A 22,992-nucleotide genomic window follows, 5' to 3' on the forward strand; every position below is an offset into this window, starting at 1 on the left:
TAAGGGGGAGCTAAATGAGTACAGTTGAGGTGTATAAACCGAAGAACCATATTAGATTCGTTACAGCTTCGAGCTTATTTGATGGACATGATGCATCCATCAATATAATGAGGAGAATCCTTCAGTCCAGCGGGGCGGAAGTAATTCACCTAGGTCATAATCGTTCGGTGGAAGAAATCGTGAATGCGGCCATCCAGGAAGATGTTCAAGGCATAGCCATGTCATCTTACCAAGGCGGACATGTGGAATATTTTAAATATATGTATGACCTGCTGATGGAAAAAGGAGCCGGGCACATTCGGATTTTTGCCGGCGGTGGCGGAGTCATCATCCCTAGGGAAATTAAAGAACTCCATGATTATGGAATTGCCCGTATCTTTTCGCCTGATGAAGGGAGGGAATATGGGCTTCAAGGAATGATAAACGTTTTGATGGAGGAGTGTGATTTCTCGACAGTCAAACCATCTTTACAGGAACGTTTTGATGAATTGATTGCCGGGGGAACGAATGCCATTGCCCAATTCATTACCTTTGCCGAAAATAGGCTCGATGTTTCACAGGAATCAGCGGCAGCGGTGGAGAGTCTTTTTGAGCAGATCAAGACTTCCGAAAAGAAGGTTCCTGTTCTGGGAATCACGGGGACTGGCGGAGCTGGAAAAAGTTCATTGACTGATGAATTGATACGAAGGTTCATTAACGAAATTCCGGACGAGAGAGTCGCCATTCTATCTGTAGACCCGACCAAACAGAAAACGGGCGGTGCCCTTCTTGGTGACAGGATCAGAATGAACTCGATTTTTTCAGATCGTGTTTATATGCGGAGCCTAGCCACGCGCCATTCAAAAAGTGAGCTGTCTTTGGCGATAAAGGATGCCATTTCCGTCGTGAAGGCAGCAGGCTTCGATTTAATCATCGTTGAAACGAGCGGGATCGGTCAGGGTGATGCAGAAATTGCCGAAATATGCGATGTATCCATGTATGTAATGACGAGTGAATTCGGTGCTCCTTCGCAACTTGAAAAAATCGATATGATTGATTATGCAGACTTGATAGTCATTAACAAATACGAGCGCAAAGGTTCCGAAGATGCAAAAAACCAAGTTCAAAAGCAATACCAAAGAAGCCGTACGCTTTTTGATCAAGATCCATCTGAAATGCCAGTATACGGTACAATCGCTTCCCAATTCAATGACCCAGGCACCAATGCATTATTCGCTGCACTGATTGAAAAGCTTAATGAAAAATCAGGAACGGCTTGGAGCACGGCCTTTTCGAAAGAAGCGGATGTTTACAAGCAAAATGTCATCATTCCAACTGACCGCCGGTATTATTTACGTGAAATCAGTGATACGGTCAGATCATATCATAAGCGTGCCGCTGAACAAGTGCGTATTGCCCGGAGGCTTTTCCAGCTTGAAGGAGCCATTGATGCAGTTAAGGAAAATGATAACGACGGCGATATGGTGGCTTCTTTAGAAAAACTTAAAAAGGAAACCGCTTCGAATTTATCACCTGAATCTAAAAAAATCCTTTCTGGCTGGATCGATTTAAAAGAAAAGTATGCAGGTGAGCAGTTTGTAACGAAAGTCAGGGATAAAGAAATCGTGACAAAGCTGAAAACGAAAAGTTTATCAGGTTTAATGATCCCGAGAGTATCACTGCCGAAATATGTGGATTATGGAGAGATTTTGGGATGGGTATTCCGTGAGAACGTTCCGGGCTTCTTTCCTTACACAGCGGGAGTCTTTCCATTCAAGCGTGAAGGGGAAGACCCGAAGCGGCAATTTGCCGGTGAAGGATCGCCCGACCGTACCAACAGGCGTTTTCATTATTTATCAAAGGATGATACGGCTAAACGGCTAAGTACGGCTTTCGATTCTGTAACTTTATATGGCGAGGACCCTGATCACCGACCTGATATCTATGGAAAGGTAGGAGAAAGCGGGGTCAGCATCTGCACGTTGGATGACATGAAAAAGCTGTATGCAGGTTTTGATCTTTGCCACCCCTCAACCTCTGTATCCATGACCATCAATGGACCGGCACCAATCATTTTGGCCATGTATATGAATACGGCGGTCGATCAGCAGATTCAACGGAAAGAAGAAGAGCTAGGCCGTCCCCTTACAGACGCCGAAGCTGAAGAAGTGCAGGATTATACGCTTCAGACGGTACGCGGAACTGTTCAGGCGGATATTCTGAAAGAGGACCAAGGCCAGAATACATGCATCTTCTCTACGGAATTTGCTCTAAGGTTAATGGGCGACATTCAAGCCTATTTCATCGATCGGAAAGTCAGGAACTATTACTCTGTATCCATTTCTGGCTATCACATTGCAGAAGCGGGTGCCAACCCAATTTCACAGCTGGCTTTTACATTAGCGAATGGCTTTACTTACATCGAATATTATTTAAGCCGCGGAATGAATATTGATGACTTTGCCCCGAATTTGTCGTTCTTCTTCTCAAATGGGCTCGACCCGGAATATACGGTCATCGGGAGGGTGGCAAGAAGGATCTGGGCGACAGTCATGCGGGATAAATATGGTGCGAACGACCGCAGCCAGAAGCTCAAATATCATATACAGACTTCCGGGCGCTCGCTTCATGCCCAAGAAATTGATTTTAATGATATCAGAACGACACTTCAAGCTTTAATGGCACTGCAGGACAACTGTAATTCCCTGCATACTAATGCGTACGATGAAGCCATCACGACGCCTACAGAAGAATCCGTGCGCCGGGCAATGGCCATCCAAATGATCATTACGAAGGAGCATGGTCTCTCAAAAAATGAAAACCCGATGCAAGGTGCCTTCATCGTGGAGGAATTGACGGATCTAGTCGAAGAGGCCGTCCTGCAAGAGTTCGATCGCATCAATGATCGTGGCGGTGTGCTGGGTGCAATGGAGACGCAATATCAGCGCGGTAAAATCCAGGATGAATCGATGCATTACGAAATGAAAAAGCATACGGGAGAATTGCCGATCATCGGTGTAAATACGTATTTGAATCCAAATCCTCCTTCCGAAGAAGCGGTGAACAGCATGGAAATTGCCCGTGCAACCAAGGAAGAAAAGGAAGGGCAAATCATAAATCTCCGGGCATTCCAGGAAAGAAATAAGGAGTTCACGGATGAAGCGTTAACTAAACTGAAATTGGCAGCCATGAATGGGGAAAATATCTTTGCTGAGCTCATGAACTGCGTGAGGGTGGCCAGTCTGGGTCAGATAACGAGGGCGTTATATGATGTAGGCGGTCAATATCGAAGAAATATGTAAACTAAAGAAGGGGGGCTCCGAACGTTTAGGGGCCCTTTTTTTTAATAATTCCCGTCTTTTTTAACAAAATGAAGATTTTACCTTATAATTATTCGGAAAAGGGGCAAAAATGAAGAATCAGCCCTATTGGAGTTGAGAAAATGAACCTGAAGATGATTGGGTTGATCATAGGTTACATTCTTGCCATCATTTTTTTATTTGAGCTGTATGAGCATCAATTGGGAGCCATTTCTTTTTTTATCCTGACTGTTGTCTTTTTTACGGCAGCCTATCGTCAGAAATCGAAAAAGAAAAAAAGGAATGATCTTTAGCTTTTGGTTTCCTGTGAATGATAGACAATAAGGTAAATCTGTGAAAGTATCATATAGAACTAGCATAAACCCATTTAGATTGTTTATAATGGAGTATATGTCTAGCAGGAATTGTCGTTATTTTATCGAACTACTGTTTTAGATTATTTTTTTATGTGAAAAAACACGGAATTCAGTGTTTGAATAGAGAAGGGAAGTGCGGAATTTGAGTTTAAAACAATACTCAAAAGAGCAATTATTGGAAATGTCCTTAATAGAGATGGCATATGATTTGTTAGTTGAAAGAAATGAACCGATTCCATTTAAAGACTTAATTAGTGAATTAGCTTCGCTGCACCATTTATCCAAAGCGGAAGTGGAAAAGAAAATTGCACAATTCTATACGGATTTAAATGTGGATGGCCGTTTCACTTCACTTGGAGACAACCGCTGGGGATTGAAAACATGGTACCCAGTTGACCAAATCGAAGAAGAAGTGGTACATGTTGTAAAACCTAAAAAGAAAAAGAAAGCCAAAAAGGCTGCTGTCGTCATCGATGATTTCGATGAACTTGAAGACGAAGATCTTGACTTTGAAGAGGATATCGATGATCTGGACGAGGATGAAGATGACGACGATGATGATATTCTAGGTTCTCCAGTCATCGACGAAGTGCTTTTGGATGATGACGTGGATGATGACGACGATCTGGAAGAAGAAATAATCGAGGATGATGCATTTGTCCTGGAAGATGATGAGGACGAAGATGACGACGAAGATGAATTGGATGACTTGAATGAAGAAGATGAGAAATAAATAATCGCCCTTGACTTTTTAAGGCGAAATTTGTAGAATCATTTTTGGGCTCCTTAAAAAAGGACACAATGATTAAATTATATCGCTCCCTTACTTTTTTGTAAGCGGAGCGTTTTTGTTTTTAATGATGGAATGAATAAATGACATCATTTTTTTATTTTTAAAAATGATTTCTCGTAGAATTGTAAAAACTATAGAGAACATATTTATGTTAACTGTCATTTAAGGAAATTTATTCTTGTTCATGTATCCTGCATGACTCTCACTAAAGACCTTTAAGTGATTAATGGTTTGTACTGGTTACGGTTTTTAGCTTTTAACCGCTCATGTGGCGGAAGATTTGATTCAGGTTCCGATCTAATGATGTGAAGAACTGAATTGGAAGAAAACATTCTATTAGGAGGATATAAGATGACAAAATATATTTTTGTGACAGGTGGAGTAGTTTCTTCCTTGGGAAAAGGGATTACGGCCGCTTCTTTAGGAAGATTATTAAAAAATAGGGGATTGAATGTTACGATCCAGAAGTTTGACCCTTATATCAACTTGGATCCTGGTACGATGAGTCCATATCAACATGGTGAAGTGTTTGTAACGGATGATGGTGCTGAAACGGATTTGGATTTGGGGCACTATGAGCGTTTCATCGATATCAACCTTGGTAAACACAGCAATGTGACTACAGGCAGAATTTATTCAACCGTCCTGAGAAAAGAACGCCGTGGCGATTATCTAGGTGGAACGGTTCAAGTCATTCCCCATATCACGAATGAAATCAAAGAACGGGTTTTCCGTTCAGGCAATGAAACGAATGCCGACATAGTCATCACTGAAATTGGCGGTACTGTAGGGGATATCGAGTCTCTTCCATTCCTTGAAGCGATTCGCCAAATCAAGAGTGATATCGGCATCAATAATGTTATGTATATCCACTGTACACTGGTTCCTTACATCAAAGCTGCAGGTGAAATGAAAACAAAACCGACACAGCATAGTGTAAAAGAATTACGCAGTCTTGGCATTCAGCCAAATATCATCGTTGCACGTACAGAAAGCCCGATTTCACAAGATATGAAGGATAAAATCGCTTTATTCTGCGATATCGATAAAAATTCTGTTATTGAATGTCTTGATGCTGATACACTTTACTCCATCCCTTTAGCGCTTCAAGCACAAAATATGGACCAAATCGTTTGTGATCACTTGCAATTGGACTGTGGCGAAGCGGATATGGAAGATTGGAAGGAACTAGTCAAAAAGGTTACTTCTTTATCAAAGAAAACGAAAATCGCCTTAGTCGGAAAATATGTTGAATTGCAAGATGCTTATCTTTCTGTAGTGGAAGCACTTAAGCATGCTGGTTACGCATTTGATGCAGATGTTGAAATCGACTGGGTGAATTCCGAAGATGTAACTAAAGAAAATGTTGCAGAACTTCTTCAAGATGCAGATGGAATCCTTGTACCTGGAGGTTTTGGAGATCGTGGAATCGAAGGGAAAATTGCAGCGACTGAATTTGCCCGCACGACAAAAAAACCATTCTTCGGAATTTGCTTAGGCATGCAGTTGGCGTCCATTGAGTATGCACGCAACGTCCTGGGATTGCCAGAAGCACATTCAGCTGAAATTAAGGAGGATACTCCTGATCCAATCATCGATCTTCTTCCTGAGCAGAAGGATGTAGAAGATTTGGGCGGAACACTGCGTCTTGGTCTGTATCCATGTAAGCTTATCGAAGGTACTAAAGCATACGAAGCTTATAATGACGAGGTTGTTTATGAACGTCACCGTCACCGTTATGAATTCAATAACCACTACCGTCAAGCTATGGAAGAAGCAGGATTCGTGTTCTCCGGTACAAGTCCAGACGGTCGTCTAGTCGAAATCATTGAACTGAAAGATCATCCTTGGTTTGTGGCTTCCCAATTCCATCCGGAATTCACGTCACGTCCTAACCGTCCACAGCCGCTATTCCGCGACTTTGTCGGTATGTCATTAAAGAACGGCAAAAATCTTTAATAAACAAAAAAACAGCCCCTGTGGCTGTTTCAGACTGTAGGCAAACTTGAAGAAAATCGAGTTTGCCTACAGTTTTTTTTATGGTTTGTACTTTGGGAGGGTTGATGGCCACTCCAAGCACCGCTTAGACGCGCTTTCCCACATGAGTCCCGCACACCCGCTCCAATCAAATTTGTTTTAACATTTAAAGGGTGGTCAGTGGGTTCGGGAACATCATTTGATGAAAAATATATTTTTCCGAACCTTTTTTAGATGAATTCATCATTCTTCATCTTCATATTCTTTTATGATTTCTTCAAGAGTGAATTTAATTCCATGATAAGCGAAAAGAGCGGTAAGGAGGGTAGGGTACCCATATCGATTTCCGGTTTCATCGGGAATCAATCCCCGTTGGATGCGTAAATCAATATGTACGTCAGCCAACTCCAAAAGAGAATCCCCTTCGGAAGGGACGGATGTAGAAACCGCAACAAATGGGATATCTTTTTCCTTGAGTTGTTTTGCCAGCATCAATGCTTCTGAATCGTCCGAATGGCGGCTGAATATAAGAAATCGATCTTCCCTGGAAATTGTTCCACTTAATTCATAGCTTTTTGCCTTAGGAAAGGGTTCTGCCCCATTCAATGCCTCGGCAGTGACGCCCTGCATTTCACCAAAACCGTGAATGAACACAGAACCGTCCCCAACCACAGCCTGAGCCAGCAGGCGTCCGGCATCCTCCATTTCAAAGGCTTCATTTTCAATCATTTTTTTAAATAAACCGCTTATCTGTGTCGAGAAAATTTTTAACATGATCAGGGACTCCTTTAAAAATTAATATACTAATTATAAAGGACTTTCCTTTGCATTGACAGGTTTCAGGGTTATTGGTCCAAAGGGCAGAATTAACTAAATCGGTCGAAAAAACAAAAAAATTAAAATTCCTTTTAGCCATACAGCAGGAATTTTGTTACAATTATCGAATATGAACATAGATATCATGAATGAATAAATGCGTTGCTCAAGTAATTTGACGCAATCTATGTAACTACCCTTTTTCGGGTAATGGGCCGAATAGGCTAATATATTTAATGGATGAATCGGGAAGGGGGAGGTGATAAAATGCCAGGGAAAATATTGATTGTTGATGATCAATTCGGGATTCGTATTTTATTGAACGAGGTGTTACATAAAGAAGGGTATGAAACATTTCAAGCAGCTAATGGCATTCAAGCCTTGGAAGTGCTAAATAACCATTCACCCGATCTTGTATTGCTGGATATGAAGATTCCGGGAATGGATGGCATTGAGATCTTGAAAAGGATGAAAGTCGTCGATCCGGACATCCGGGTCATAATCATGACGGCATATGGTGAACTTGATATGATTCAAGAAGCAAAGGATTTAGGTGCAATGACACACTTTGCAAAGCCGTTTGATATTGATGATATTAGAAAAGCCGTTCGTGAATACTTACCGATTCAATCGAGTTAACGGTCTTGAAAATTTAATATTATTGACGGGGAAATTGCCGCGGCTATCTTTTCTTAGATGGGCCGTGTTTTTTTGAATAAATTTTGAGGCATGGTACAGTTGTAATTGTTGCTGTTTTTTTGATGTATTGATATGCTAAAAGAGGAGAGATATTCTGATTAATAAGCGTATGCTACTTTCGTTTTAGGGAATATCTAGAAAGAATTAACTTTAAAAATAAACATCCACTAGTAGGAGGAAATCAAATGCCTTTAGTTTCTATGAAAGATATGCTGAATAAAGCCCTTGATGAAAAATATGCAGTAGGTCAATTCAATATCAATAACCTTGAATGGACTCAAGCTATCCTAGCTGCTGCTGAACAAGAAAAATCTCCAGTCATCCTTGGTGTTTCCGAAGGTGCTGCCCGTCATATGGGTGGTTTTAAAACGACTGTCATGATGGTTCAAGGATTGTTGGAAGACATGAAAATCACTGTTCCTGTGGCCATTCACCTTGACCATGGTTCAAGTTTTGATAAATGTAAGGAAGCTATCGAAGCCGGATTCACTTCAGTAATGATCGACGCTTCACATCATCCGATCGAAGAAAATATCGAAACAACCAAAAAGGTTGTCGAATTCGCTCATGCACGGAATGTTTCGGTTGAAGCGGAAGTGGGAACGGTTGGCGGACAAGAAGATGATATTATCGCTGATGGAGTCGTATATGCAGACCCTCAAGAATGTGAACAGTTGGTTAAAGAAACGAATGTCGACTGTTTTGCTCCAGCTTTGGGATCCGTTCACGGACCATACAAAGGTGAACCTAACCTAGGCTATAAAGAAATGGAAGAAGTACGGGATTTAACGAACAAACCTCTTGTTCTTCATGGTGGTACAGGCATCCCTCTGAAAGATATCCAAAAAGCGATTTCACTTGGAACATCAAAAATCAATGTGAATACGGAAAATCAAATCGTGTTCACAAAAGCGGTTCGTGAAATCCTGAATAACGATTCTGAAGTGTACGATCCTCGTAAATACATGGTTCCTGGCCGTGAAGCTATTAAAGAAACCGTCATCGGCAAAATTCGTGAATTCGGTTCAAACGGCAAAGCATAATTTCAAAGGGGTTCCTTCCCTTTAAATGTAAGGCAATATTCCCATTGGGGGGCTCCCCCCTAATGGTTTCTTTTAGATGCAGGCTTAATCCGGGCTCTATTTTTCGAACAATTAGAATTCGATAGAGAAATAAAAAATCGATTACATACGGAGGATATTTTATGAAATTCTTTATAGATACAGCAAATATGGAAGAAATCAAACAAGCGCACGAACTTGGCGTTCTAGCAGGTGTTACGACTAACCCATCACTTGTTGCAAGGGAAAAGGGAGTTTCTTTCCATGACCGGCTAAAAGAAATCACAAGCCTTGTTAAGGAATCCGTTTCTGCTGAAGTCATTGCGCTTGATTTTGAAGGAATGATGGCAGAAGCCAAGGAGCTTGTTGCGATTGCACCTAATATCACGATCAAAGTGCCAATGACTCCAGACGGCTTGAAGGCTGTTTCAGCACTTACAAAACAAGGTGTCAAAACAAATGTCACGCTTATTTTCAGTGCCAACCAAGCATTATTGGCAGCTAGGGCGGGAGCAACTTATGTATCGCCATTTTTAGGACGCTTGGACGATATTGGCCAAAATGGTTTGGATTTAATTTCGGATATTGCTGACATATTTGCAATCCATGATATCAATGCTGAGATCATTGCAGCTTCCATCCGCCACCCGATGCATATTACAGAAGCGGCTCTTAAAGGAGCACATATTGCAACGATCCCTTATAAAGTTTTAATGCAATTATTCCACCACCCATTAACGGATAAAGGGATTGAAGCTTTCTTGAATGATTGGAATTCACGTACAGAAGCATAATGCCTTGCCGCTAAGTCGCTATAGATTGCACTGTTTTAATAAAATTAACATAAATTAGAAATTTTTATCTTTTTTTTACATGAATTTTCTACTTTTGTGTAAACTAAAGAACTAGATAGTAAATGTTGTCGGATTATGCAATTTTCTTGTGGTAAAATATTACTTTTTGGAAGTAGCTTCTAAGTGCTTAGCGTGGAAGGGAGTTTATTATGGAAAAACTTAAAATTGCCGGTGGCTATCCTCTAAAGGGAAGCATTCGTGTCAGCGGAGCAAAAAATAGTGCGGTTGCCCTTATTCCGGCAACAATTTTAGCGGACTCTCCCGTAACGATTGAAGGTCTGCCTGATATCTCGGATGTACAGATGCTGAAAGAGTTAATGGAGGAAATTGGCGGTGAGGTGTCCTTTGATGAAGGACAGATGACAGTCAACCCCAGCAGGATGATTTCAATGCCTCTTCCGAATGGCAGGGTCAAGAAGTTACGTGCTTCGTATTATTTAATGGGGGCAATGCTTGGTAAATTCAAAAAGGCAGTGATCGGCTTGCCAGGTGGCTGCCATTTAGGACCCCGTCCGATAGATCAGCATATTAAGGGGTTCGAAGCACTTGGCGCACAAGTGACGAATGAACAAGGAGCCATTTACCTTAGGGCGGACGAGCTCCGTGGAGCACGCATATATTTGGATGTCGTTAGTGTAGGGGCAACGATCAACATCATGCTTGCCGCCGTTTTGGCCAAAGGCCGCACTGTGATTGAAAACGCTGCGAAAGAACCGGAAATCATCGATGTCGCCACATTGTTGACCAATATGGGAGCAAAAATTAAGGGTGCTGGAACGGATATCATTCGTATTGATGGTGTGGAAAGTTTGCATGGTTGCAAGCATACAATCATACCGGATCGGATTGAAGCCGGTACTTTCATGATTTTAGCCGCTGCTGTCGGTGAAGGGATTCTGATCGATAATGTCATTCCCCAGCATTTGGAGTCACTGACTGCCAAATTGAGGGAAATGGGGATCAATATTGAAGCGGGTGATGACCAGATATTTGTCTCACCGGGAGAAAATTATAAATCCGTTGATATCAAGACGTTGGTTTACCCTGGATTCCCAACAGATCTTCAGCAACCTTTCACTTCCCTTTTAACAAAAGCAAGCGGTTCTAGCATGGTGACCGATACGATATACGGGGCACGATTTAAGCATATTGATGAACTGCGACGCATGAATGCGAAGATCAAAGTCGAGGGCAGAGCGGGCATCGTCGATGGTCCTGTCCAACTTCATGGGGCAAAAGTGAAGGCAAGCGATTTACGTGCCGGAGCAGCTCTGGTAATTGCCGGTTTAATGGCTGAAGGGATTACAGAAGTGACCGGGCTTGAACATATAGATCGCGGATATAGCCATCTTGTTGAAAAACTTTCAGGTTTGGGAGCGACGATTTGGCGTGAAGAAATGACGCAAGAAGAAGTGGAGCAGCTTAAAAGCTGATCCCTTTTCTTGTTACCTCATTGTGTTACTATATATGATATAATGTGTTATACTAATATATAAATAAATCATGCTAGTGTACATGAGGGGGAACCGGAAATGGAAAGAAGTTTATCGATGGAGCTAGTCCGCGTAACAGAGGCGGCGGCCCTAAATTCAGCTCGTTGGATGGGAAGAGGAAAGAAAGACGAAGCGGATGATGCAGCAACCACTGCGATGCGGGATGTTTTCAATACCATTCCCATGCAAGGAACGGTTGTAATCGGTGAAGGGGAAATGGATGAGGCGCCAATGCTTTATATTGGCGAAAAACTTGGCACTGGTCTTGGGCCACTAGTGGATGTTGCGGTTGATCCTTTAGAAGGAACGAACATCGTTGCATCTGGCGGCTGGAATGCATTGGCTGTATTGGCTATAGCCGATAAGGGGAACTTGCTTCACGCCCCGGATATGTATATGGATAAAATAGCAGTCGGACCCGAGGCGGTTGGTCAGATTGATATCAATGCTTCCGTGTTGGACAACCTGAAAGCGGTAGCCAAGGCAAAAAATAAAGATATCCAAGACGTGGTTGCAACAGTATTGAACCGCGATCGTCATTCGAAGATCATTCATGAACTTCGTGAGGCAGGGGCACGTATTAAGCTGATCAATGATGGAGATGTCGCAGGAGCGATAAATACGGCCTTCGATCTTACCGGTGTTGACATCTTATTCGGATCTGGCGGAGCTCCAGAGGGAGTCATTGCAGCCGTTGCCTTGAAATGCCTTGGAGGGGAAATTCAAGGTAAGCTCGTTCCACATACTGATGAAGAAGTGGAACGCTGTGGGAAAATGGGCCTTGAATTAGGAAAAGTCCTCAGAATGGAAGATCTTGTTCGCGGAGATGACGCAATTTTTGCTGCAACAGGTGTGACTGACGGAGAACTTTTACGCGGTGTACAATTTAAAGGGCATTACGGCGAAACGCAATCCGTAGTCATGCGTGCTAAATCTGGTACCGTTCGATTCATTGATGGGCGTCACAGTCTTAAGATTAAACCGAATGGTTTGATTGACTGATAGCGTTTTTTAGAAAAATCACTTTTAAAAGGCGAGCGGTTTCATCGCTCGCTTTCTCTTTAAAAAAATTTAAGTTGAATAATTAAAATAAAAAAAGTAAAATAAAGCTTGGTCTACTATTAATAATTTAAAATCTGCCCTTTCACTCCAAACTTCAAGAAGCCTTCAAATAATTTTCTTCTTTACATGTAAAAATGTATCATCCTTTCTAAGAAAACTCTGGTCGGGTACATGGATTGCGGTTTTTCTTCCATCTAACAAACCAATTCTTTTTCAGTATGGGTGAAAACGTTTAATTAATAAAAGTGTGGTGTCATAATGAATTTAACTATTTCTAATTTAGAAAACATGAAACTTAAGGATCTCTATGAGCACGCTCGTGAATATAAAGTTTCCTATTACAGCAAACTTTCCAAAAAGGAACTTATTTTCGCTATCCTGAAAGCGCAAGCTGAGCAGGATGGTCTCCTATTCATGGAGGGCGTTTTAGAGATCATCCCTTCAGAGGGCTTCGGTTTCCTGCGTCCAATTAATTATTCTCCAAGCTCGGAGGATATTTATATTTCGGCTTCACAGATCCGCAGATTCGATTTGCGAAATGGAGATAAAGTGTCCGGTAAGGTAAGGCCTCCAAAAGAAAATGAGCGCTATTATGGATTGCTGCATGTTGAAGCGGTCAATGGCGATAATCCGGAATCAGCTAAAGAGCGTGTCCACTTTCCAGGTTTAACACCGCTGTATCCTAACAGGCAAATTAAACTGGAAACGACACCGAAGAACTTATCGACCAGGATTATGGATGTCCTGGCACCGGTCGGTTTTGGACAGCGTGGTCTGATTGTTGCACCGCCAAAAGCCGGTAAAACGATGCTCATCAAGGAAATTGCCAATGCGATAACCACAAACCATCCCGAATCGGAATTGATTGTGCTGTTGATCGATGAACGCCCGGAAGAAGTGACAGACATTGAACGTTCCGTCGCAGGAGACGTGGTAAGTTCAACTTTCGATGAAGTGCCGGAAAACCATATCAAGGTGGCTGAGCTGGTGTTGGAACGAGCCATGCGCCTTGTGGAGCATAAACGGGATGTCATCATTTTAATGGACAGCATCACTCGCCTAGCCCGTGCTTACAACCTTGTCATTCCGCCGAGCGGGCGTACACTGTCAGGGGGTATTGACCCTGCTGCATTCCATCGTCCGAAACGCTTTTTCGGTGCGGCGAGGAATATCGAGGAAGGCGGCAGTCTGACGATCCTTGCTACAGCATTGGTAGATACGGGTTCAAGAATGGATGATGTCATTTATGAAGAGTTTAAAGGTACGGGCAATATGGAGCTGCATCTAGATCGTGCCCTTGCCGAAAGGCGGATCTTCCCGGCAATCGATATTCGTCGCTCAGGCACGCGTAAAGAAGAATTGCTAATTCCGAAAGATCGCCTGGATAAACTATGGGCCATCAGGAAAACGATGTCAGATTCGCCTGATTTCTCGGAGAAATTCCTTCGCCGTCTAAAACAGACAAAAGGCAATGAAGAATTTTTCAGTAAGCTGGATGAAGAGATGTCAGAAATGAAAAAGGGTCCAGCGAGCGTAAAACGTTCTTAAACCCTGTAAGAAACAAACAGTTGCACAACTAGTCTTAAGTTGTTATAATGAGTTCATGTGTTTTTACAATAAATGTGAGGGTGCTTTTCCCTCAACTTGAAGTATATAACTCTGTTTCGAATGATTCAGGGCATAAGGAGATGAAAAGAATGAAAACTGGAATTCATCCAAATTATAAGCTTTCAAAAGTAATTTGCTCTTGCGGAAACACTTTTGAAACTGGTTCAGTTAAAGAAGAGATCAAAGTTGAGACTTGTTCAGAGTGCCATCCATTCTATACTGGTCGTCAAAAATTCGCTGAAGCTGGCGGACGTGTTGATCGTTTCAACAAAAAATACGGTATTAAATAAGCCGGACTTTTTAAAAAACAGGCAAGTATTTTTCTTGCCTGTTTTTTCTTTTCCATAAACAAGTAAGAATTTATACAAAGCCAGGTCGACTTCAATTATGGCCAATGGATCGACAGGTGGAAGGGAGTAGCTGTTTCCATGTATGTAATGAAACAAACAGGCTGGATCGAGCTTATTTGCGGAAGCATGTTTTCAGGTAAATCTGAAGAATTGATTAAACGAGTCAGCCGTGCTCAATTTGCTAAAGAGCAGATAGCTGTATTTAAACCAGCTATTGATAATCGCTATGCGGAAGAGGCTGTCGTATCACACAATGGCTCTTCTGTGATGGCAAAACCGATTGCCCATTCAACGGATATTTTTAAGTATTTGGACAAGCCCTTGGATATCATTGCAATAGATGAAGTGCAATTTTTTGATCATGAAATTATCGGGGTTGCCCAGCATCTTGCGGACAGCGGTTATCGAGTGATTATGGCTGGACTTGATCAAGATTTCAGAGGTGAACCATTCGGCCCTATGCCTGTTCTATTATCGCTTGCAGAATCGGTGACTAAGCTGCAGGCAGTGTGTGAAGTATGCGGATCACCTGCGAGCAGGACACAGCGCTTGATAGATGGGGAGCCGGCCTCCTATGATGAGCCGATCATCCTTGTGGGTGCATCGGAATCGTACGAGCCCCGCTGCCGCCATCATCACGAAGTTCCGGGTAAGCAGGCTGTTGGGATTAAAGAACATATTTGAATGATGGTGCCCTATGATCCAATGAGATCACAGGGTGCTTTTTTTTATGCGGAAAAGTGGAAAAACTGTCGAGTTATTCAGGTCGCCTGACCAATACATGGAAGGGAAATAAAAGATAAATATTGCCCCATTTTGGGTAGGCTAACGAGGAAATGTTCTTCTTAACCAGTCAAAATGGAGGGAAAAAATATGAAATCAAAACTGCTTATCATGACGGCCTTTCTGCTTGCTGCATTAACGGCATGCGGTCAAAATGACAATGCAATAAATAATGATTCGGAATATGGAGATCAATCCCGGGATGGCAGGGTTGGCAATGGTTTAAATCAAGTGTCCAATAATGATTGGGATAATGAAGCGGAACGACCATCAGATCAGGTCCTCAACACACCGCATCATACATCCAATAATTCTCCATCCATGGGTCAGCAAATTGATGAAATCCGCGGGGTGATCGAATCGGAAACTGATTATGAGGCCGGTTCCGTTTGGTTTAATGGAAATACCATACACGTTACGGTCCATGATAAAGGAAAAATCAAGAACGAAAAAGAAAGAAATAAGGAAATGCAGCGAATACAAGGCATGATAAACAGGGTTGTGCCTCAATATAATGTAGATGTCAAATTAAACAAGTAACGGCAGACATTTTTGAATCTCTTTGACGTTGATTATTCACCTATACTATAATTAACCTAGAAGTGAACTGAGCTGGGGCACTGAGCTACTTATTTATAGTAATAAGAGATGGATTACTTCCAATTCGTTTAAGATGTTTTGGAAAATTTATGAGGTGAATAATTTGTTTGATCGTTTGCAAGCAGTAGAAGATAGATATGAAAGATTGAATGAACTATTAAGTGACCCGGAGATCATTAATGACTCCAAGAAGCTAAGGGAATATTCCAAGGAGCAATCCAGCATTCAAGAGACCGCGTCGACTTATAAAGAATATAAAGCGGTTCGTGAGCAACTTCAGGAAGCGAAGGCGATGCTGGAGGAGAAACTTGATGCGGAAATGCGTGAAATGGTAAAAGAAGAGATCAATGAACTTGATGAGACCATACAAGACCTTGAGGATAAGCTGAAAATATTGCTTATTCCGAAAGACCCCAACGATGATAAAAACGTAATCATGGAGATCCGTGGTGCGGCTGGCGGAGATGAGGCGGCCTTATTTGCAGGCAGTCTATACCGGATGTATAGCCGTTTTGCCGAGGTGCAGGGCTGGCGGACTGAAGTCATTGAAGCAAATCCTACTGGGCTTGGCGGCTATAAGGAAATCATATTCATGATTAATGGCAATGGCGCTTATTCAAAGTTGAAATTCGAAAATGGAGCCCATCGCGTTCAGCGAGTACCTGAAACGGAATCAGGCGGTCGGATTCATACATCTACAGCCACGGTTGCCGTTTTACCTGAAGCTGAGGAAGTGGAAGTTGAAATCCATGATAAGGATATTCGTGTCGATACCTTTGCATCAAGCGGTCCTGGAGGGCAAAGTGTCAATACGACAATGTCAGCGGTGCGCTTGACTCATATTCCGACTAATACGGTTGTATCCTGTCAAGATGAAAAATCACAAATCAAGAACAAAGAAAAGGCAATGAAGGTTTTGCGTGCCAGGGTGTTCGATAAAATCAATCGCGAAATACAGGCGGAATATGATCAAAACAGGAAGCTGGCCGTTGGAACGGGCGATCGATCTGAAAGGATTCGAACTTATAACTTCCCGCAAAACCGCGTTACCGACCACCGCATTGGTTTAACGATTCAAAAACTGGATCAAATCATGGAAGGTAAACTGGATGAAGTCGTTGATGCATTAATCATGGAAGACCAATCTTCAAGGCTGGAAAATGCAGATGAGTAATTCTGCCGTGAAAGTTTTTGAAGCCCTTAAATGGGCTTCTTCTTTTTTAAAGGAAAATGATCGTGATGCCAATGCTGGGGAAATCCTGTTACAGCACTTTTTAAAGCAAACTCGCTCCCAAATGCTGGCCAACCTTCATGATGAGCTTAGTGAAGCGGATTTTGGGCAATTTAAGGACGCTATTGAGCTGCATGCTGAGGGGACGCCCATCCAATATATAATCGGCAGTGAAGAATTTTATGGACGGACCTTTTTTGTGAATAAAGAAGTGCTCATACCGAGACCGGAAACAGAAGAATTGATTTATTATACATTACGTAAACTCCCGGCCATTTTTATGGAGGGACAGAAGCTCCGTTTAGCTGATATTGGGACTGGCAGCGGCGCAATTGCCATAACGATGAAGCTTGAAAAATCAAACCTGATGGTGACGGCCACGGACATAGCGGAACCATCGCTTGAGGTGGCGAGGAAAAATGCCGAATCACTTGGTGCCGAAGTGGAGTTCATGCAAGGTGATTTGCTTTCGCCGTTCATGGATATAAACGAGAAGGTGGACATCCTTTTATCGAATCCGCCATATATACCAGAAGATGATCATAAATCCATGTCAGTGGTCGTGACTGGTCATGAACCACACCGTGCGTTGTTTGCCGGTATCGATGGGCTGGATTTTTACCGCCGCTTTATGGAACAGTTACCTTTGGTGATGAATGTGCCTGGACTGATCGGTTTTGAAGTGGGTGCAGGACAGGGTGCGGCGGTTGCCGATTTATTGAAGCGAACCTTTCCTGCCGCGGAAGTATCCATCATAAATGACATTAATGAAAAAGATCGAATGGTCTTTGCTGAATTAAAATGATCCGTCTCCCTTATGTGAGACGGTTTTTTTAGGGACAGCACCCTCATTATCCTTTGGAATCTATATTTCCAGCTATCAACTTTTTTTGTTTTTACTAGTTTAAGATAGCTGGAAAATGGTGAGACTAATTCATGTGAGGGGGCGAAGGCGATGAAAACTAAACATTTAGCCATTATTTATCTATTAATCTTAACTATAGGAACGATCGTAAGTATATATATGCCTAAAGCGGAGATGGTCGGTGCAGAAGATACGAAGGTAATCCCGGATGAGGCGATTCGGCTGCGGATACTCGCCAATAGTGATAAAGAAGAGGATCAAGCGGTTAAACGGCTGATTAGGGATGAGGTAAATGAAGATATCACAAAGTGGGTCGCTGAGCTTACTTCTTTGGATGAGGCGAGGGATGTGATCACCTCGCATCTGCCAGATATCCAGGCGACGGCTGAGGCGGTAATAAAGGAACAGGGTTTGGAGCAGTCGGTGAAAGTGGATTTTGGACAAGCTGAATTTCCGACAAAGCTGTACGGGCAGTATTTATATCCGGCAGGGGAATATGAAGCAGTGATTATCACGCTTGGTGAAGGGGACGGCGCTAATTGGTGGTGTGTGTTATTTCCCCCATTGTGTTTCTTGGATTTTTCAAATGGGACGGCTGTAAGTCAAAGTCCGATTGTCGAGGATGAAGAGGAAGGTTCCTTGACTTCGGAGGGAACGGCGTATGCTGCAACGAATGAAGAAAGTGAACCTGTTGCGGAGGAAGTGGTTGAAGTAGAAGTGCTGGCTGAAAAGGAAAAAAGGCCGGAGGAAGTAGTTGAAGAAGAGGTAATCGAGGAGAGCGTAAAAGAGGAAGCACCGGAAGTAACGGTAAAAGAAGAGGTTGTAGAGCCAGAGGTAAAAGAAGAAGTGGCAGTAGTGAAAGATAAGGAACAGGTGACAGAGGAAGTTATTGAAGGGAAAGTTGAAGAAAACAAGGTTGAACTTGCGGCATCCAATGAAAAAGGTCAACAATTATATGAAGGGGAAAAGGAGCCCGAGGTGGAAGTGAAGTCCTTGTTTGCAGAAATCTTCAACGATCTATTTTAAGGAGGGGGCAGAGTCCCTCTTCTTTAAATTCAGATAATTTTAAAAACATATCCACAGGGTTATTAACAAAAAATCAAAAAAGTCTGTCATTAATCATTAATATCCACAAACTTATCCACGGATTCGATGTAGTTATCCCCAATTTGTGGATAACACTTGAATTATGTGTATACTTCTTTTATACTTTCAAAGTATCTTTTAAGTGGAATTCGTACGTTAAGTTGAAAATACCGTTCATATTAAAGCGATTATATAAAATAAGAAATGTTAAAAGGCGATGGTGTTCAAGATGAAAACGAAAATTTGGTCAGTGGATAAAAATGTGGATAATTTACAAAGTTATCCCCAGATTACACAATCAGCTGAATTATTAAAGGCTAATCAAGTGGTTGCTTTTCCTACAGAGACCGTTTATGGACTCGGCGCGAATGCCAAAAATGACGAGGCGGTCAAAAAAGTGTTCGAAGCAAAGGGTCGTCCGAGTGATAATCCTTTAATCGTTCATATAGCCTCCGATGACCAGTTGTCGGGTATTGTAGAAGAGATTCCGGAACAGGCCCGGAAGCTAATGGCAGAGTTTTGGCCGGGTCCTTTGACTTTGATCATGAAACGGAAACCGGGCCAGCTATCGAATCTTGTGACAGCTGGATTGGACACGGTGGCTGTCAGGATGCCGGATCACCAGGTTGCCCTTGGCCTTATTCGTGCGAGTGATTTGCCCATTGCGGCCCCAAGTGCAAATACTTCCGGGAAACCAAGCCCCACTTCAGCAAAACATGTTGAAGATGACTTGATGGGGCGGATTGCAGGTATAGTCGATGGCGGGAATACAGGTGTGGGCGTGGAATCCACAGTACTGGATTGCACTGTGGAAGTCCCTGTTATTTTAAGGCCTGGCGGGGTGACCCTGGAACAGCTGGAAGCGGTAATAGGGGAAGTCAGGCAAGATGTCGCTTTGAAGAATCAGGAAACGGCGCCAAAAGCCCCGGGCATGAAATATACCCATTATGCTCCGAAGGCCCCTCTATTTTTAGTCAAGGGTAATCAAGCTTTCCTTCAGAAGCTTGTGGATGAAAAAAGAAGTGACGGGTTAAAGGTGGGCATCATTACGGCTTATGAACATCAACAGGATTATAAGGCGGATTATGTGGTTGTCCCAGGTTCATTAGCCGATTTACATACTGTTGCGACAGGCTTATATGATGCCTTAAGACAGTTTGACGAGCTGGAGGTCGATGTCATTTTTAGTGAAATGTTTCCTGACCATGGAATAGGGGCTGCGGTCATGAACCGGCTTGAGAAGGCTGCAGGTCATCAAATCATCAAGGAACATGTGTAATAAGGACTGATTTATCCTTCTATTTCTTTTCGGACATGCATAACATGTAGTAGGCACGTCCGAGGGGGATTGGAATGAATACATTTGCTGGAGAAATCATAACCTTATTGCTAATGGCCTTCGCTTTGGGAATGGATGCCTTTTCAGTGGGCCTTGGAATGGGAATGTTTAAGCTAAGGTTGAGGCAAGTTCTGTTTATAGGTTTGACAGTAGGCATTTTTCATATTTGGATGCCCTTGCTTGGAATGGGGGCAGGCCGTTTCATTTCAGAAAAATTCGGGACCTTCGCTACATACGCCGGCGGTCTATTGTTGATCATTCTTGGTATTCAGATGTTTATTCCTGGTAAAAAGGATGGAGCTGGTGCCATGCAAAATAAGATGCTGGCTCCTGTCGGGAAAGGTTTAATCATTTTTGCTTTAGGGGTAAGCCTGGATAGCTTCTCGGTAGGGTTGACTCTGGGGATTTACGGTGCTAAAACGATTTTAACGGTTCTTTGTTTTGGGTTTGCCGCCACTCTATTAACGTGGGCCGGGCTTTTACTGGGTAGAAAAATGCAGGGTTTGCTTGGCGTGTATAGTGAGATTCTTGGCGGAAGCATCCTGTGTGCGTTTGGATTGAAATTATTATTCTCTTTTTGATCCGCCTGAATTCATATCATTCCTTCCTCAACTGTTCCGATTAACGGAGCGGTTTTTATTTTTCTTCGGACACAATGACAGTGATTTTTTGACTATAATAAACGGGCGATAGCTTATAATGAATAAAAAAGGAGGCGTTAAAATGATCCGAGTATTATTTGTATGTACAGGTAACACATGCCGAAGCCCGATGGCAGAAGCGATATTGAAAAACAAGAATATTGCGGGTGTTGAAGTGAAGTCCGCAGGCGTGTATGCTTCGACAGGTCAGGATGCTTCAATGCATGCTAAAAATGTATTGGTTGAAAATGACATAGTGCATAATCATCATTCAGCGCCTTTATCTGCGAAGGAAATGGAGTGGGCGACTCATATCTTCACCATGACGGAAGGGCATAAATCGGCCATTACCCGTTCATATCCCCAAATGATCGATAAGACCTTTACTTTAAAAGAATTCATTCTCGGCGATAAATATGATAGAGATATAATGGATCCGTTCGGCGGTTCTGAAGGCATTTATCGGGAAACGTTCAGAGAGCTGCAGGAATTGATAGATGAATTAGTCAAAAGGCTTAAAAATTGAACTGGGGTACATAATGTGGCCGCTGGGGTAAAAGATATTACTAAGCTTGGTATAGGATCAAGGCAGCATTGGCTGCCATTGCAGAATAAGCATCTGCTGGAGCGGAAGAAGTGACGGCTGTCACAAGCGAAAAAGGGGCAGTCATGGAAAATGTCGAAAAATCGGCAATGGAACTTAAAGCGAAAGCGGAAAAGTTGAACAGGACCATTACCCGCTAGCAGGAAACCAGAGTTGGTTTCCTGCTTCTTTGCGGGGAAAAGGATGGACATCCTTTATCTTTTCATAATTTTGTGACACAATAAAATCAAATGAAAAAGCTAGAGGAGGATTATGATGAAAGTTGCGATTGCTTCGGATCATGGTGGTATACATATCCGTGAAGAAATAAAGAATTTATTGAATGAGTTACAGATTCCATTTGAGGACTTTGGGTGTGAATGCAGTACGTCGGTGGATTATCCTGATTATGCCTTGCCGGTTGCTGAAAAAGTGGCACGGGGTGAGTTCGATCGGGGCATTTTAATCTGTGGAACTGGAATCGGAATGAGCATTGCTGCCAATAAGGTCAAAGGAATACGATGTGCATTGGTTCATGATGTCTATAGTGCGAAATTGACCCGTCAGCATAATGATACCAATATGTTAGCGATGGGGGAACGTGTCATTGGCCCGGGTCTAGCCAGGGAAATTGCCCAAACGTGGCTGACTTCGGAATTTGAGGGCGGGCGCCATCAAAACAGGATTGGTAAGATTGCGGAGTACGAAGGTAAGCACAGCTAATTCCTTTGGTTTTGGAGAGTTCCAGTTTTCTTATTGAAAGGATGCGTTTTCATGACAAGTGATGCTACATTTTCAAATGAGCTTGAGATATGGGAAAACCAGTTTCGGGAACTTTTATACGAGTTCCAAGAACAGACGGCTTTAAAAGAGAAACAGCTGCTGGTTATCGGCTGCAGTACAAGTGAAGTGATCGGGAAAAGGATCGGTACTGAAGGGACACTCGATGTTGCTGGGATGATTTTTTCCGTAGTGAGGGATTTTCAAGGAAAAACGGGTGTTCAGGTTGCATATCAATGTTGTGAGCATCTAAACAGGGCCTTGGTTTTACAAAGGGAAACCGCGATTCGGTATGGTTATGAAGAAGTTTCGGTCGTACCTGTAAGAACAGCTGGGGGATCGATGGCGACGTACGCCTATCAGCAATGGAAAGATGCAGTCGTCGTTGAACATATCAAAGCGGATGCGGGGATAGATATAGGAGACACATTCATTGGTATGCATCTGAAGCATGTTGCGGTTCCGGTTCGCTCTGCCATTAAAGAAATAGGACATGCACATGTGACCATGGCAAAAAACCGCCCGAAACTGATTGGCGGGGAGCGTGCAGTTTATCGGGACCTCTCTGAAAACAAAAGTTGTACTTAATGGGTAAGTAAGACAGCATTTCTCGGATGGGGAATGCTGTTTTTTAATTGAGGCGGGCAAAATCGTAACGCTCAAGGTAAAGGATCAGAAGAAAAAAATTTCCTTTATAGTGCTAATAGAATGGTGAT

22 protein-coding genes are annotated in these 22,992 nt (G+C 42.7%); 21 read left to right on the plus strand and 1 reads right to left on the minus strand.

Translation table 11 applies throughout. The annotated features are described in order from the left end of the window. The first annotated feature begins 14 nt into the window (after positions 1-14). The 4 genes from icmF (at position 15) to pyrG (ending at position 6,407) form a co-directional block, all read left to right on the plus strand. A complete protein-coding gene (icmF, locus tag A6755_RS02035; RefSeq protein ID WP_063589663.1) occupies positions 15-3,281 on the plus strand; it encodes a fused isobutyryl-CoA mutase/GTPase IcmF in 3,267 nt (1,088 codons plus the stop codon). A gap of 140 nt (positions 3,282-3,421) precedes the next feature. After that, positions 3,422-3,592: a hypothetical protein gene (locus tag A6755_RS26855; RefSeq protein WP_156319604.1), complete on the plus strand. Its 171-nt coding sequence runs from the start codon at positions 3,422-3,424 to the stop codon at positions 3,590-3,592. A 205-nt stretch (positions 3,593-3,797) separates the two neighbouring features. Next, on the plus strand, positions 3,798-4,388 hold the full coding sequence (gene rpoE / locus A6755_RS02040) for a DNA-directed RNA polymerase subunit delta (protein WP_063589664.1): 591 nt from the start codon (positions 3,798-3,800) through the stop codon (positions 4,386-4,388). 411 nt (positions 4,389-4,799) lie between these two features. Beyond that, positions 4,800-6,407, plus strand: coding sequence for a CTP synthase (gene pyrG, locus A6755_RS02045; protein ID WP_063589665.1), 1,608 nt, complete (start codon positions 4,800-4,802; stop codon positions 6,405-6,407). A gap of 261 nt (positions 6,408-6,668) precedes the next feature. Here pyrG and A6755_RS02050 read toward each other — a convergent pair whose 3' ends face one another. Continuing rightward, positions 6,669-7,199 (minus strand): DUF2529 domain-containing protein, encoded by a 531-nt coding sequence (locus tag A6755_RS02050; protein ID WP_034315862.1) that lies wholly within the window; start codon positions 7,197-7,199, stop codon positions 6,669-6,671. A 309-nt stretch (positions 7,200-7,508) separates the two neighbouring features. Between A6755_RS02050 and A6755_RS02055 the strand changes: the two genes are divergently transcribed. The 17 genes from A6755_RS02055 to A6755_RS02135 all read left to right on the plus strand — a co-directional run bounded on the left by A6755_RS02055 (position 7,509) and on the right by A6755_RS02135 (position 22,864). Continuing rightward, positions 7,509-7,880, plus strand: coding sequence for a response regulator (locus tag A6755_RS02055; protein ID WP_034315860.1), 372 nt, complete (start codon positions 7,509-7,511; stop codon positions 7,878-7,880). Positions 7,881-8,125: 245 nt separating this feature from the next. Further along, a complete protein-coding gene (locus tag A6755_RS02060; protein ID WP_053536898.1) occupies positions 8,126-8,983 on the plus strand; it encodes a class II fructose-bisphosphate aldolase in 858 nt (285 codons plus the stop codon). Between the two features lie 161 nt (positions 8,984-9,144). Then, positions 9,145-9,795, plus strand: coding sequence for a fructose-6-phosphate aldolase (fsa, locus tag A6755_RS02065; RefSeq protein WP_034315855.1), 651 nt, complete (start codon positions 9,145-9,147; stop codon positions 9,793-9,795). Between the two features lie 209 nt (positions 9,796-10,004). Further along, positions 10,005-11,288, plus strand: coding sequence for a UDP-N-acetylglucosamine 1-carboxyvinyltransferase (gene murA, locus A6755_RS02070; protein WP_034315853.1), 1,284 nt, complete (start codon positions 10,005-10,007; stop codon positions 11,286-11,288). Between the two features lie 99 nt (positions 11,289-11,387). Further along, a complete protein-coding gene (gene glpX / locus A6755_RS02075) occupies positions 11,388-12,350 on the plus strand; it encodes a class II fructose-bisphosphatase (RefSeq protein WP_034315852.1) in 963 nt (320 codons plus the stop codon). A gap of 318 nt (positions 12,351-12,668) precedes the next feature. Continuing rightward, on the plus strand, positions 12,669-13,958 hold the full coding sequence (rho, locus tag A6755_RS02080; RefSeq protein WP_034315849.1) for a transcription termination factor Rho: 1,290 nt from the start codon (positions 12,669-12,671) through the stop codon (positions 13,956-13,958). 149 nt (positions 13,959-14,107) lie between these two features. Next, positions 14,108-14,308 (plus strand): 50S ribosomal protein L31, encoded by a 201-nt coding sequence (gene rpmE / locus A6755_RS02085; RefSeq protein WP_034315847.1) that lies wholly within the window; start codon positions 14,108-14,110, stop codon positions 14,306-14,308. A gap of 138 nt (positions 14,309-14,446) precedes the next feature. Further along, a complete protein-coding gene (locus A6755_RS02090) occupies positions 14,447-15,052 on the plus strand; it encodes a thymidine kinase (RefSeq protein ID WP_034315845.1) in 606 nt (201 codons plus the stop codon). A 189-nt stretch (positions 15,053-15,241) separates the two neighbouring features. Further along, positions 15,242-15,691, plus strand: a complete 450-nt coding sequence (locus A6755_RS02095) for a hypothetical protein (protein ID WP_063589666.1) — start codon at positions 15,242-15,244, stop codon at positions 15,689-15,691. 163 nt (positions 15,692-15,854) lie between these two features. Continuing rightward, positions 15,855-16,925 carry a peptide chain release factor 1 gene (gene prfA / locus A6755_RS02100; protein ID WP_034315842.1) on the plus strand — a complete coding sequence of 357 codons (1,071 nt, stop codon included), beginning with the start codon at positions 15,855-15,857 and terminating at the stop codon, positions 16,923-16,925. Positions 16,926-16,932: 7 nt separating this feature from the next. Further along, the gene (prmC, locus tag A6755_RS02105; protein ID WP_063592399.1) at positions 16,933-17,787 is read left to right on the plus strand and encodes a peptide chain release factor N(5)-glutamine methyltransferase; all 855 of its coding nucleotides are present in this window, start codon (positions 16,933-16,935) and stop codon (positions 17,785-17,787) included. Positions 17,788-17,937: 150 nt separating this feature from the next. After that, complete coding sequence (spoIIR, locus tag A6755_RS02110; protein WP_063589667.1) at positions 17,938-18,873, plus strand: stage II sporulation protein R; 936 nt, start codon at positions 17,938-17,940, stop codon at positions 18,871-18,873. Positions 18,874-19,162: 289 nt separating this feature from the next. Then, the gene (locus A6755_RS02115) at positions 19,163-20,212 is read left to right on the plus strand and encodes an L-threonylcarbamoyladenylate synthase (protein WP_034315839.1); all 1,050 of its coding nucleotides are present in this window, start codon (positions 19,163-19,165) and stop codon (positions 20,210-20,212) included. A 74-nt stretch (positions 20,213-20,286) separates the two neighbouring features. Continuing rightward, the gene (locus tag A6755_RS02120; protein ID WP_034315836.1) at positions 20,287-20,853 is read left to right on the plus strand and encodes a manganese efflux pump MntP; all 567 of its coding nucleotides are present in this window, start codon (positions 20,287-20,289) and stop codon (positions 20,851-20,853) included. A gap of 142 nt (positions 20,854-20,995) precedes the next feature. Then, the gene (locus A6755_RS02125) at positions 20,996-21,439 is read left to right on the plus strand and encodes a low molecular weight protein arginine phosphatase (RefSeq protein WP_034315834.1); all 444 of its coding nucleotides are present in this window, start codon (positions 20,996-20,998) and stop codon (positions 21,437-21,439) included. A 333-nt stretch (positions 21,440-21,772) separates the two neighbouring features. Then, the gene (gene rpiB, locus A6755_RS02130; protein WP_034315832.1) at positions 21,773-22,219 is read left to right on the plus strand and encodes a ribose 5-phosphate isomerase B; all 447 of its coding nucleotides are present in this window, start codon (positions 21,773-21,775) and stop codon (positions 22,217-22,219) included. A 51-nt stretch (positions 22,220-22,270) separates the two neighbouring features. Beyond that, a complete protein-coding gene (locus A6755_RS02135) occupies positions 22,271-22,864 on the plus strand; it encodes a TIGR01440 family protein (RefSeq protein ID WP_063589668.1) in 594 nt (197 codons plus the stop codon). Positions 22,865-22,992: the final 128 nt, after the last annotated feature.

This window comes from Peribacillus frigoritolerans (genome assembly GCF_001636405.1).
GTDB lineage: Bacteria > Bacillota > Bacilli > Bacillales > DSM-1321 > Peribacillus > Peribacillus frigoritolerans.

Coding starts and splice junctions, on each gene's coding strand:
- A6755_RS02095 (WP_063589666.1), top strand. CDS start 15,242: ATGAAATCAAAACTGCTTATCATGACGGCCTTTCTGCTTGCTGCATTA.
- A6755_RS02115 (WP_034315839.1), top strand. CDS start 19,163: ATGAAAACGAAAATTTGGTCAGTGGATAAAAATGTGGATAATTTACAA.
- spoIIR (WP_063589667.1), top strand. CDS start 17,938: ATGAAAACTAAACATTTAGCCATTATTTATCTATTAATCTTAACTATA.
- A6755_RS02135 (WP_063589668.1), top strand. CDS start 22,271: ATGACAAGTGATGCTACATTTTCAAATGAGCTTGAGATATGGGAAAAC.
- rho (WP_034315849.1), top strand. CDS start 12,669: ATGAATTTAACTATTTCTAATTTAGAAAACATGAAACTTAAGGATCTC.
- rpmE (WP_034315847.1), top strand. CDS start 14,108: ATGAAAACTGGAATTCATCCAAATTATAAGCTTTCAAAAGTAATTTGC.
- A6755_RS02125 (WP_034315834.1), top strand. CDS start 20,996: ATGATCCGAGTATTATTTGTATGTACAGGTAACACATGCCGAAGCCCG.
- glpX (WP_034315852.1), top strand. CDS start 11,388: ATGGAAAGAAGTTTATCGATGGAGCTAGTCCGCGTAACAGAGGCGGCG.
- A6755_RS02050 (WP_034315862.1), bottom strand. CDS start 7,199: ATGTTAAAAATTTTCTCGACACAGATAAGCGGTTTATTTAAAAAAATG.
- A6755_RS02120 (WP_034315836.1), top strand. CDS start 20,287: ATGAATACATTTGCTGGAGAAATCATAACCTTATTGCTAATGGCCTTC.
- rpiB (WP_034315832.1), top strand. CDS start 21,773: ATGAAAGTTGCGATTGCTTCGGATCATGGTGGTATACATATCCGTGAA.
- A6755_RS02060 (WP_053536898.1), top strand. CDS start 8,126: ATGCCTTTAGTTTCTATGAAAGATATGCTGAATAAAGCCCTTGATGAA.
- A6755_RS26855 (WP_156319604.1), top strand. CDS start 3,422: ATGAACCTGAAGATGATTGGGTTGATCATAGGTTACATTCTTGCCATC.
- murA (WP_034315853.1), top strand. CDS start 10,005: ATGGAAAAACTTAAAATTGCCGGTGGCTATCCTCTAAAGGGAAGCATT.
- A6755_RS02090 (WP_034315845.1), top strand. CDS start 14,447: ATGTATGTAATGAAACAAACAGGCTGGATCGAGCTTATTTGCGGAAGC.
- pyrG (WP_063589665.1), top strand. CDS start 4,800: ATGACAAAATATATTTTTGTGACAGGTGGAGTAGTTTCTTCCTTGGGA.
- fsa (WP_034315855.1), top strand. CDS start 9,145: ATGAAATTCTTTATAGATACAGCAAATATGGAAGAAATCAAACAAGCG.
- A6755_RS02055 (WP_034315860.1), top strand. CDS start 7,509: ATGCCAGGGAAAATATTGATTGTTGATGATCAATTCGGGATTCGTATT.
- icmF (WP_063589663.1), top strand. CDS start 15: ATGAGTACAGTTGAGGTGTATAAACCGAAGAACCATATTAGATTCGTT.